This window comes from Pirellulales bacterium (assembly GCA_036490175.1).
Lineage (GTDB): Bacteria > Planctomycetota > Planctomycetia > Pirellulales > JACPPG01 > JACPPG01.
In genome coordinates, this window is record DASXEJ010000217.1 from 1 (window position 1) to 11512 (window position 11512).

The 11512-nt window shown below is 59.3% G+C and carries 9 protein-coding genes; 2 read left to right on the forward strand and 7 right to left on the reverse strand.

Annotated features, from left to right (window positions below):
* Both VGG64_15405 and VGG64_15410 read left to right on the forward strand, forming a co-directional pair.
* Nucleotides 1-324 (forward strand): DUF1553 domain-containing protein (locus VGG64_15405; GenBank protein ID HEY1600989.1); only part of this gene is annotated, 324 nt, incomplete at its 5' end.
* Nucleotides 325-395: 71 nt separating this feature from the next.
* Nucleotides 396-1829, forward strand: coding sequence for a DUF1501 domain-containing protein (locus tag VGG64_15410; protein ID HEY1600990.1), 1434 nt, complete (start codon nucleotides 396-398; stop codon nucleotides 1827-1829).
* A 183-nt stretch (nucleotides 1830-2012) separates the two neighbouring features.
* Here the strand turns inward: VGG64_15410 and VGG64_15415 are convergent, their stop codons facing one another.
* The 7 genes from VGG64_15415 to VGG64_15445 form a co-directional block, all read right to left on the reverse strand.
* Nucleotides 2013-2489 (reverse strand): VOC family protein, encoded by a 477-nt coding sequence (locus VGG64_15415; protein ID HEY1600991.1) that lies wholly within the window; start codon nucleotides 2487-2489, stop codon nucleotides 2013-2015.
* Between the two features lie 341 nt (nucleotides 2490-2830).
* Nucleotides 2831-5131, reverse strand: coding sequence for a CHASE3 domain-containing protein (locus VGG64_15420; protein ID HEY1600992.1), 2301 nt, complete (start codon nucleotides 5129-5131; stop codon nucleotides 2831-2833).
* Between the two features lie 123 nt (nucleotides 5132-5254).
* The gene (locus tag VGG64_15425; GenBank protein ID HEY1600993.1) at nucleotides 5255-6454 is read right to left on the reverse strand and encodes a CoA transferase; all 1200 of its coding nucleotides are present in this window, start codon (nucleotides 6452-6454) and stop codon (nucleotides 5255-5257) included.
* Between the two features lie 345 nt (nucleotides 6455-6799).
* Nucleotides 6800-8371 (reverse strand): hypothetical protein, encoded by a 1572-nt coding sequence (locus tag VGG64_15430; protein HEY1600994.1) that lies wholly within the window; start codon nucleotides 8369-8371, stop codon nucleotides 6800-6802.
* A 46-nt stretch (nucleotides 8372-8417) separates the two neighbouring features.
* Complete coding sequence (locus VGG64_15435) at nucleotides 8418-9308, reverse strand: ABC transporter ATP-binding protein (protein HEY1600995.1); 891 nt, start codon at nucleotides 9306-9308, stop codon at nucleotides 8418-8420.
* Nucleotides 9309-9312: 4 nt separating this feature from the next.
* Entirely contained in the window at nucleotides 9313-9732 is a 420-nt protein-coding gene (locus VGG64_15440) for a GntR family transcriptional regulator (GenBank protein HEY1600996.1), read from the reverse strand.
* Between the two features lie 437 nt (nucleotides 9733-10169).
* Entirely contained in the window at nucleotides 10170-10997 is an 828-nt protein-coding gene (locus VGG64_15445) for a hypothetical protein (protein ID HEY1600997.1), read from the reverse strand.
* Nucleotides 10998-11512: the final 515 nt, after the last annotated feature.

An 11512-nucleotide genomic window follows, 5' to 3' on the forward strand; every position in this document is an offset into this window, starting at 1 on the left:
TTCGATCAGGCTGACCCTAATCTGATCGTGCCGCAACGCGACGTCACCGGTACGCCCCCCCAAGCGCTCTACCTGATGAACAGCACGTTCATGCTCGAAAACGCCGAGCAACTGGCCACGCGGTTGCTTACCGAACGATCCGATGCCGAACGGGTCGATCTGTTGTACCGATTAACATTGGGGCGTGCGGCTACCTCGGCCGAGCGGAACCGCATTCTTGTTTTTGTCCGTTCACCGCGCGACGATAATGCGACGCCGCTCGACCTGTGGACTTTGGTGTCGCAGGCCGTGTTGTCGATGCCGGAATTCCGTTTTGTATTTTGAGCGCTAGGGACAATCGCGCACGACTGTAGCACCGGCGGGTACTGCCCCGTTCGAAGTGAGAACATGACGCCATGACCCACATACCGCAGAACCTGCGACTGCCGGACGCTTTGCCTGCCATTGCTCCCGTCACGATTTCGCGCAGGCAATTGTTGCAAACTGCGGCAGGTGGATTCGGCTATCTAGCGCTGGCTGCGCTTACGACACAAGCCGGGCAAACAACTAACTCGCTCGTGCCAGGTCCCCTTGCGCCCAAAACCGGTCATCACCCGGCCCGAGCCAAACGGGTCATCTTCCTCTTCATGCAAGGTGGACCGAGTCACGTCGACACGTTCGACCATAAACCGCTGATCAATGCCGATCATGAAAAGCCCGACCCCGCCGGCACGGGCCGGAAGATTTTGCGCAGCCCGTGGACGTTCGCCCGCTACGGAGAGACGGGTCGATGGGTCAGCGAGCTATTTCCGCACGTATCGCAACAGATCGACAAGCTGACAATGCTGCACGGCGTGCACACCGATATCCCCAATCATCCGCAGGCCACGCTGCAGATGCACACCGGCTCGCCCCGTTTTCCCGGGCCGAGCATCGGCGCCTGGGTGCTGTATGGTCTGGGGACCGAGAACCAGGACCTACCAGGTTTCATCTCGATCAACCCCTTGGCGAATAACGGTGGTGTGCTGAACTACGGCAGCGGATTTCTGGCGGGTGATTACCAGGCGACGCGCTTCGGCGGCGAAGGCGAGAAAGTCTCCGAGGCCCGGCTGGAACATGTCAGCAATCCGCGCTGGGATGCGCGTCGGCAGCGCGAAGAATTGAACCTGATCGCGGATCTGCACCGTGCGCGACCTCAGGGCGAAACGGCCGATGCACAACTAGACAGCCTGGTCGCCGGATACGAATTGGCGTTCCGCATGCAAACGGCCGCGCCACAACTGTTCGATCTGTCGAAGGAATCGGCAGCGACCGCCAAGCTCTATGGGCTGAAGGAACCGGCCACCGCCGAATTCGCTCGCCAATGCTTGTTGGCCCGACGGTGCGTGGAATCCGGCGTCCGCTTTATCGAGCTCACCAGCACCGGCTGGGACCACCACGACAATCTGCGCAAGAAACTGCCGACAAAATGCCGCAGCGTCGATCGTCCGATCGCTGCGCTTTTGCAGGATCTACAACAACGCGGCCTGCTCGACGACACACTCGTCGTATGGGGAGGCGAGTTCGGTCGTACGGCGGCCGGTCAAAACGAAGATGGCCGCGACCACAACGCCAAAGGCTTTACCATGTGGATGGCCGGCGGCGGCACAAAGCCCGGCTGCACCTACGGCGCCACCGATGAGTACGGCATCAAAGCCATCGACGGCAAGATGCACGTACACGACCTGCACGCCACGATCCTATACCTGCTCGGACTTGATCACGAGCGTCTGACGTATCGCTATTCAGGCCGCGACTTCCGCCTGACCGACGTGCACGGCCGCGTGGCGAGAGAGATTCTCGATTCCTAACCACCCCGCGTGGAAAACATTCGGCGAATCGATAGCGATCCGACCCGCATAACGAAAAACACCGCGAGCCAGCACCACCAGTCAGCTCCCCTCGGTGAGGAGGTAAAACTCGCCGAGGGGCTGACTGCGTTTCTCATTCCCGGCCGGCCGAGTCGCACCGGACCCAGGGCCGTCGTGTTCAGGTCAGCCCCGCCGGGCAGCCTCGCTGGTGGCAATGTCGATCTTCTTCATTTTCATCATCGCCTCGAAAGCACGCTTTGCCTCATTGCCGCCAGCCGCCATCGCATCGGTGAGCGTGCGGGGAGTGATCTGCCAGGAGAGGCCCCAGCGATCCTCGCACCAACCGCAAGCTTTTTCCTTGCCGCCATTGCCGACGATCGCGTTCCAATAGCGGTCCGTTTCTTCCTGATTATCGGTGGCGATCTGAAAAGAAAAGGCCTCGCTGTGCTTGAACGCCGGGCCGCCGTTGAGGCCGAGACAAGGAATGCCCAGTACGGTGAACTCCACCGTCAGCACATCCCCCATCCTGCCGCCGGGGAAGTCGCTGGGGGATTTGTGTACGGCAGTCACTTTGCTATCCGGAAAGGTGGCGGCGTAAAAGCGCGCCGCCTCGTGGCCGTCCTTGTCGAACCAGAGGCAGAGGGTGTTCTTTGGCTTCATGATTGTGTGCTACTTGTGTTTAGAGCAGGGCAAACGTCGTGTGGTCTGGACACCGACTGCAAACTATCAGGAAACTTGGCTTATGCGAAGCGCTCTCCAAAATTCTTGATCTCGGCGCAAAAACGCCGCAATGGTTCATGTGGTGGATTGTCGCCCGTGGAAAGGCCAGAATCCGTTACCAATGCACAAGCACCGGACCATCGCCTTGCTCGCAGAGCCAAAGATCCGGGCTTTGCGATGCGGTTGTGCGAGCGATCGGATCGTCGAAAAGATCGTTACAGTGGAATTGGCCGCAACGAGGAGTCCAAAACGGCTTGAGGGGAACATAGGGAGTTGGCGCGTCACGTCTTAAGAGGCCAGGTCTTTGGTAATTCGATGGTTACGCTGGTGCCCTTTCCGGGCGTCGTTTGAAATCGCAACGTGCCGTTGTGGTCGGTGACGATGCTGTTTGCGATGCTAAGACCCAGGCCCGTCCCCCCTCGATTGCGGCGCGTGGTAAAGAATGGCTCGCGAATGCGCCGCAACGCATCGGGTGCAATTCCCGCTCCCTGGTCCCGCACGACGATGAGTATGCTCTTGTCGTGTGCTTCCGTGAGGACGTCAATCATTCCACCTGCCGTCGAGGCCTCGGCCGCATTTCGCACCAGGTTTTCTACCACTTGCTCGATCCCGCGCGCGTTTATCTCTAGCTGCGGCAAGCCGGCATCGAGCGCGACGTGCAGCAAGCATTCATGGCCGCGCACGTAGTCGGCGACAGCATTGCACGCCGCGCTGACGGCGGCATTCAAATCCGCCGGCTGCCTTTCCATCGTTTCTCCGCGGGCGAACTGTAATACGTTGCGTACGATCTCGCCGCATCGTCTCGCGTCGGCTGCGATATCCGTCAATGCCTGACGTGCACGCTCGTCCGACGCCAGACCCATTTCAGCCGCCAGCAGGATGGTCCCGACAGGATTGTTGATCTCGTGCGCGATCCCGGCGGCCAACGTTGCCAACGACGACAACCGATCCTGCTGGCGTCGACGATCCGACTCTTCCAGCGCCCGTCTCTCGGTGACATCAATGCAAGTGGCAATGCCGCCCCGCACGTTGCCGGCATTGTCGAAAAGTGGCACAGCATCGGCGTATATATGGCGTACTGAACCGTCGGCGCGAACGAGTTCGAATTCGGCATCGCGCACAGGAAGCCGGGCTGTCACCGCCCTCTGCATGGGTAGCTCGGCTGGCGACAATTCGCTGCCATTCAATAATGCGCGGAAGTCGGCCGGTACCTCATCCGGCATCGTCGTTCGCGAGAGATTCATGCCTGGATGCAAACGCATGAGCTCATAGGCTGCGCTGTTGCCGGTGATCGTGTGGCAGGCTGGATCATGCGCAATGCACACAGCGATCGGCAAAATATCCATCAGGGCCTCGATTTCCTCGGCACGTTCGCATAGTCGCCCCGCTGCAATGGCATGCTCTCGGACCTCGCGCTGCAATACTTCGTTGACACTCGTTAGCTCTGTAGTGCGCTGCTCAACGCGCATTTCTAGCTCGTCGTGAGCCTGCTGCAGCTTTTTCTCGGCCTGCTTCATGCGGCCGATATCCAGGTTGATGCCAGCCCAGCAAACCAGCCGGCCCTCCTCGTCTTCGACGGGCACGCCCCGCGCCAGCACCGGATGCCACGCGCCGTCACGGCCGCGAAAACGGTTTTCTCTGTCCCACATACTGCGCGCCCGAACACACTCCTTCCAGGCCTCGATCGTGCGCTCTGCATCGTCAGGGTGTAGAACCGCTCCCCAGCCGAATTCGGAACATTGCTGCTGCGTCAAGCCGACCAGCCGCAAGAACGACGGACTGGTGTAGGTGTTTTTGCCGTCGGGATCGCACAGCCAGATGCCGTAGTCGATCGATTCTCCGATAGCTCGATAGATTCGTTCGCTCTCCCGCAGAGCTTGCTCGGCGTGGCTGCGCTCGCGCATTTCCGCCTGCAACTTTTGGTGCGCGCTCTGAATGGCCTCGGTATGGCTCTGCCTGGCCGCCAGGCTACGATTGAGCAATACGACGTAGGTCAAAAAAATTATCAGTGCCGCAATGGCGGTCACCAGATTCGTCAGAATGGCAAATTGATAAGTACTGTTGGAACGAACGTTGCGCTCGGTCAACAGCGCTGTTTCCTCGTCTTTCATCTCGCCAATGAGACTGCGAATGGCGTCCAGCTGCTCCTTGCCCTGAGTGCCTACGACAGACAGTTGCGCCAGCCGTTCGTCTTGCCTACGCAATTCGATGGCGGTCTTCAACCTGGAAAGGTGAGCGTCTATAAGATCCCCCAGCATGGCAATGCGCTGTTGCTGCCGTGGATTGTCCTGCGTCGCGTCCGAGAGCTGCTGCAGGCGAGTGTCGACACGAGTCAGGGCAGCCTGATAGGGCTGTAGCGACGTATCGCTGCCTGTAATCAAGAAATCGCGTTGTCCAGATTCCGCATCAAGGACCGCCGTCAATACGTCTGAGGTAAGATCCAACACGTGGTGAGTATGCGCTACCTCTTTCAGGTCATCGTTCAATCGCTCGATGTTGCGATGGGCGAACAGCCGGTTGACAACGAGCACCGCCAGGATCGATACGACGATGAGGGTGCGGAATTTGAAGAGTCGCTTCATGGGGCTACCCTGCCGGTTGCGCGCGATACAGCGCGAAATATAACTTGGCGAGACTGGGTTCTGGAAGATTAGCGCGGGATCGTTACTCCATGCCGCGCCAAAATGGGCTCGTGAATCGCGGTTTCAGATTATGCCCTGCTTCGCCAATGCGTCGATCTCCACGTCATTCATTTCCAGCACCTCCCGCAGTGCCACCCGCGTATGCTCGCCCAGACGGGGCGCAGGCATGAGGGGAACGGGCGGGCTATCTGGGAACTTGATGGGGTCGCCGGTAACTCGTGTGCTTCCCTGGCCGCAAGATACGCTCGGGAACATGTCGCGATGTTCGCTCTGTGGAGCTTCAACCACTTCGGCAAAATCGCGCACCAAAGAACAGGGGATGCCGCTGCCGCGAAGTACCTGCAACCAATGCTCGGCAGGCCGCTGGAGAAATATGTCCTCCAGCAGACGTTCCAGCGTTTGGCGGTTTTTAACCCGGAGGGCGTTCGTGGCGTAATCCTGGTGAGACTGCCAGTCGTCGCGGCCAATTGCGCGACAAAATGCCGACCACAGCTTCTCGCTCCCCACCGCCATCGTGAAAGTTCGGTCGCTGGCGAGAAAGGCCCGATACGGCACCACGGCGGCAAAGGCGGTGCCCAGCGGACGAGGAACGACCCCGGAGCCCAGATAGTTCATAAAGTTCGAAGTCATGGCCGATATCATCGCGTCGTACATGGCCACATCGACCCACTGCCCCAGGCCAGATTGGTCTCGCGCGCGGAGGGCCGTCAGAGCACCGATCGTGGCCATCATCCCGGCCGTGACGTCGACCACGGAATAGCCACAGCGGACCGGCTCGGCCCCATCGGGCGAGCCCGTGACGCTTAACAATCCGCTCGAGGCTTGCACGATCAGGTCCATAGCGGCTTCGTCACGCGCGGGACCGGTCTGGCCATTCCCCGAGATCGACACATAGACCAGACGAGGATTGCGCGCGTGCAAGGCCGCATAGCCAAGGCCCAAACGGTCCATGGTTCCGGGCCGAAAGTTTTCTACTAGCACGTCCATCTTATCGGCTAGCCGTTGGCAAAGTTCAATCCCCTCGGGACGTTTCAGATCGATCGACAGGCCGAGTTTTCCACGATTGTGCGCAATAAAATAGTTGGCCTCGTCGCCCACGAAGGGCGGCCCCCACTGACGTCCCATGTCCCCGGTGGGTGACTCGACCTTATATACCGTGGCACCGTGCAACGCGAAGAGCATCGTGCAGTAGGGGCCGGCCAAGGCGTGGGAAAAATCCAGAATCTGCAGGCCATCGAGCAGCGGGCGGTGGTGGGATTGCACTCTGTGCCTCACAAGGCCGACGCGTTATTCGCGGCCAAGACGGTTCGCCCCGATCCAACAATGTCCGCCATCGTATGTGAAATGACCGTCCGCGAACATTCATGGTCGTTTACCGCCGCGCAGCCGTAGCGGCCCGAGGGTAGCGACAGACAAGCGTGGCAGTCCAAATGACAGTCGAAAATGACAGTCGAGAGCGACGTTCAAGAACTGCCTAACACTATGTCGTTGCCGGCTTGTCCCCGCCGGCCTATTGAGATCGCGGCATCTTCGTGGCCTAGACTGGCCCGGCGAGGGGACGCGGGAACGGTCAACGTGGGCTTCCCCGTTTCGGGTGGCGGCGAGCGCTCAGCTGTGGCGATTCGTATAGACCGCCAGCGGCGCCGCAGCGAGCGGCATGGAAAACACACCGCAGGCACAGAGGACGGGCAGCAGGTATTTCGATTCATGCGTCAGGCCGCCCAGCTGCGCCATGAGCAGCGCAGCAACCACGATGCCTGCCGCCAAACAGAGGATAGGCAGGGAAATCAAGCGGAGACGCCAGCTTGCCATGAATGTCGCGGCAACGACGATCAGGCAGACCACCAGACAAACACACAAATATGTCTGGGTGAACACGGGGCGAGCGTCATGGCGCAGACACAGTGGGATCAAGGCTCCCGCCATTGCCGCGGCAATGACCAGGCCAAACCCAACGGCAAACACGCGCGTGCCCGCCAGTACCAGGGATGTAACGAACCCAATAGCGCTCCATATTGCGGTCGCGCCCAGCACAACGCGGGCTAGCGTGCCGACGATGCCGAGTTGGCTAAGAACCTGGTAAGCCTTTGACGTCTCTGCATTCTCGCTGAAGAGCAAAATGACGACGGCCATGCATACGCCCCAAACCATGGCCGACAAGACCAGGCCCAGCGTCGCACTCTTGAGTACCGCGTTGGCCAGTTGGCTGTCCGAGAGGGGACGCGAGCCATTGAAGTTTCCAAATTCGCCTTGTGTTGAGCGCAGCCCCCAAAAAATCCCGATCGCGAACAGGGGCGCAAGATTGAAACCAGAAACTCCGCGGACGAAATCGGCCCGTTCACTCGGAGAAATGAACCAGCCCAAGGGCAACGTCGCGATTCCGAGCGACGCTACCGTCAGGGGCAAGACATAGCCGCGCTCTGTCCATTCCAGCCAGAATTGGGCCGTGGTAGCGGACGAAAAGGAGGCCGTACGGGCCGACGTCCAATAACGAAAGCCGTCGCTCAACCAGTCGGCCATTCGTTTCATATCGATTTCCGAACCATGCCGGCGGTTGGCAAAGCCCAATGCACCGACGACAACACAGACGATCGCCGCCAGGCCGAACGACAAGATGTGCCAACCGCTGGCGTTGAATAGCTCGTCAATCGCTAAACCCGCGGGGGACGTCCATCGCTTGATGACAAACAGCAGCGGCAAGAAGCCAGCGAGGCCGAACAGGGGGTGCCACCACAGGACCGCCTGGCACCAGGCAATCAGTAGTGCGGCCAGCAAGCCAGGTCCCCAAATCAGCCAGCCGGCATCGAACAATGCGTTGAGGATCAGCGCCACAAGCGCGTATTCAACAAACAGGGTCACCATCGCGCACGCCATTGGCACCGCAGCCAGCACCAGACTCGAGGCGGGCAGGGCATAGCGTCGTGCGGGATTTCCCACGGCAGCAAGTACCGGCGCCCCGAGAAGCACCAGGGTTATCCAATAGAAACTGAATTCCAGAAGATCGGCGGTCCCCGTGTCGCGAATCGGCACGCCGTGTTCCCACGACAGCATGCCGAAGATGAAGCCTGGCAGTGCAATCGCACCCAAGGGCGCGGGCACAATGGCGCGCCAGCCCTGCGCCCAGAACTCCCAAGTCAGCGCGACGGCGATTTTGACCGTATTGCTTCGCGTGCGGTTCATGGGTGTATTCCCGGGCGATTAACCCGCCTTCGCGTGGAAACGGAAACTACGAGCGCATCGCAGTTGCCCTGGCCAGAAAGATCTCGTCCAGCGTCGGACTTTCTTCCTCGACCACTTGGGCGCCCGATTGCTTCGCGGCCGCCCGCAGCTCTTCCAGACCGCCGTTGCACAACACAGTCCACTCTCGACCTTCGCCTTGGCACGAGAGGATGCCAGGCAGATTGGGACGGGTGGATTGAAATGCCTCGAATCGCAAAACAAGCCGTCGATGACTGTTGAGGATTTCGTGCAAAGGGGCGCTCAAAGCAACGCGGCCTTTATGCAGGACCGCCACAAAATCCGCGACACGTTCGACTTCGTCGAGTAAATGCGAGGAAAACAGCACCGTTCGACCCTCATCGGCGACCGTACGAATAACAGCCGACAAGATATCGTTCCGAACGACGGGATCCAGGCCCGAAGAAGGTTCGTCCAAAATCAGCAGATCGGGTCGGTGAGCCAAGGCGATCAGCAGTCCGGCACGGGCGCGTTGCCCTCGCGAAAGCCGTTTGATCCGTTGCTGAGGGTCCAGCTCGAACTGGTCCTGCAATTGATCGGCAAATCTTTGATCCCATCCTGGAAAAAAAGACTGGTTGTAGCGCATCAATTGCGCGACCGTCATCCAGTCCGGCAGATCTCGATCTTCCGACAAGTATCCGATCCGGCCGAGCACACCGACGGGGTCCAGCACTGGGCTCAATTGAAAGACGCGCACCGAACCGTGCGTAGCCTTGAGCAATCCCAGGATATGTTTGATTAATGTCGTTTTTCCGGCGCCGTTCTCACCCACCAAACCAAACACACTTCCCCGCTCGATGCGCAGTGCCACATCGTCGAGAGCCTGCTTCCGGCCGAAGTGTCGCGAGAGGTGATCGATTTCGACGATGGCGTCTGACATGGCGCTACTCCGATTGGATTCTGCGGCTGCGATCGCGCACCATTTTGATCACGGTCGATACGTCGACATTCAAGTGATTGGCCTCGGCCAGCAAAACGTCGATGCGCTCTTGCAGCAACTTTTGCTTATCGCGATGGGCAAAAGGCGAACCATTGCCGGCGACGAACGCGCCGGATCCTTGTCGAGATGTGATCACACCGGCGGATTCCAGTTCCCGGTAGGCGCGCGCCACGGTATTTGGATTCACGACCAACTGCTCGGCGAGCGCGCGCACCGTCGGCAACTGCTCGCCGACCGACAGACGACCCACCGCGACCAGGTACTTCACCTGGTTGGCAATCTGCCGATAGATCGGCACACCGTCGCTCTTGGACAGGCGGAATTGCATCGCTTGCTGATACGCTTCTAAAAACGCTGATTGCACTATTGTATTAGTGTTATAATACAATTGGAAGCCGTCAGTCAAGCAGCATTCGACAGACGGTGACGACCGGCGCCGTTCCCGTAAGCCGGGATGAGGGCGGATACTGAAACGCCCGAAGCCAGGATGGTCAGACCACGCGCGCCAGCTTAACGCTGTTCGGACGACCTAAGGGGCCGGCACGCGCGCCGTGAGATCCGACGGCAAAGCGCACGACAAAAACCAAGACTGCCCAGGTTCCGCCGTGGCCAGGACAGTTGGCCCCGCGCTGCGTAGCATCGCAGGCATGAGCGACAGCATCTCGGGCCCCCGGCCACGTTCTCGCTCGCCTGAGAAACCGTGGCTAAACGGGCCGTTCAGCAATCGTGGCGATTCACACGTGTTCCGCGTACGGTCTGACGCGGGGATACGTCGGTTTGTCGTTTTTCCTGGGGCGGGACTCAGGTCGTTGCGACCTGACAGCGCTGCGGGATCACCTCGGCAAATCGCAACAGTTCCTGGGACTTGATGACGTACGTCAGATGGATCGCATAATCCTCGCGCGAGCGGATCGCCATCGACGTCGGCGGAGCAGCGATTTGTCCGCCCGAGCCGATGGTCGCCGAACCATGGACGACTCCGAGCAAAAGGTTTTGCGGTTCGCCGCAGCGAACGTTCCCGCGATCGTCGGTATGGCCCTTGGCATTGAGCACGAACACCGGTGAACCCGTCGAGCCTGGTAGGCAGGCAATGTCGATGAGTATTTCGGGCTTTTCACAGAAATCGATTTCCGGATGGCTGGCCGTAATGCCGCGACAATAGATCGGCAGATTGTGCGACTTGTCCCACAGACCATTTGGATAGCCAAGCATGAGAACATCCTCGACGGCGCTCAGGGCCACAAGCCGAGCCGCAGAAGGGACCATGACCGACTCGATCGTCATCCAGTGGGCCTCGCGTCCGATGCGCGCCGCCGCATCGTCGATAACCTTGCACGGCAGTGCCACGAGATCGATCGATTCTTCGGGATGCTTGATCCAAAGATTCTCGAAGTTGTTGAGTTCTATTTCGAACGTCGGCGATTCGTCGTGGCAGTTATCTTTCCAGAAAGCATTGTGCAGTCGCAGTAATCCGTACGATGCACCATCGACGACGTGCCGGCTTGTGATGAGGAGATCGCTTTTCCCCTTTTGACACCCAAAGAAGAACCCGGTGGCGGTACCATGCTCCGTCTCAATGCAGACAGTGCTCAGCAAGAATTGCTCGTCTTGGGTACGCGGCTTGAACATCCTAAAAATCCTTACGCAGCTGGTCCAATGTGGCATCCCCACGCGCTATTGTACTTTTTAGTCGGTTACGCGCGAATTCGACTTGCCTCACTATCGCTTTGCTAACACAGCATGGTGCTAAACGCCGTCAATAATTGACCAATCTTACCCAATTCCTTGCCTAATTTATCCTGACGAATCGAGACCTTTCCAATTCGCAAGGGAACAAAGGCCAAGCGATTTCTCCGTCCTTGCGGAACTCTTAAAAACTAGCAAGCCAAAGAGACGACCAAGTCGCACTAACGCCGCGCCAAGGACGGCGGCATGTGGACAACGGCGATGCCAAGCGGACCCTATAACCTTCTCACCGCGCTCGTCCGCGAGGCATTCACGTCACGTCCGAGGTCGTGTATCCGCCCATCGAGCGCGGCGCAGTCGCCACGCCAACAACACGAATCCGCCGAGCCCGGCGAGTACCGTTGATGATGGCTCGGGAACAGCGACGAGTCGAAAGCCGATGCCATATTGATTCGTCG

What these genes read in the sequence shown, in the direction of transcription:
- VGG64_15415 (HEY1600991.1), bottom strand. Translation starts at nt 2,489, where the DNA reads ATGAAGCCAAAGAACACCCTCTGCCTCTGGTTCGACAAGGACGGCCAC.
- VGG64_15435 (HEY1600995.1), bottom strand. Translation starts at nt 9,308, where the DNA reads ATGTCAGACGCCATCGTCGAAATCGATCACCTCTCGCGACACTTCGGC.
- VGG64_15410 (HEY1600990.1), top strand. Translation starts at nt 396, where the DNA reads ATGACCCACATACCGCAGAACCTGCGACTGCCGGACGCTTTGCCTGCC.
- VGG64_15420 (HEY1600992.1), bottom strand. Translation starts at nt 5,131, where the DNA reads ATGAAGCGACTCTTCAAATTCCGCACCCTCATCGTCGTATCGATCCTG.
- VGG64_15445 (HEY1600997.1), bottom strand. Translation starts at nt 10,997, where the DNA reads ATGTTCAAGCCGCGTACCCAAGACGAGCAATTCTTGCTGAGCACTGTC.
- VGG64_15430 (HEY1600994.1), bottom strand. Translation starts at nt 8,371, where the DNA reads ATGAACCGCACGCGAAGCAATACGGTCAAAATCGCCGTCGCGCTGACT.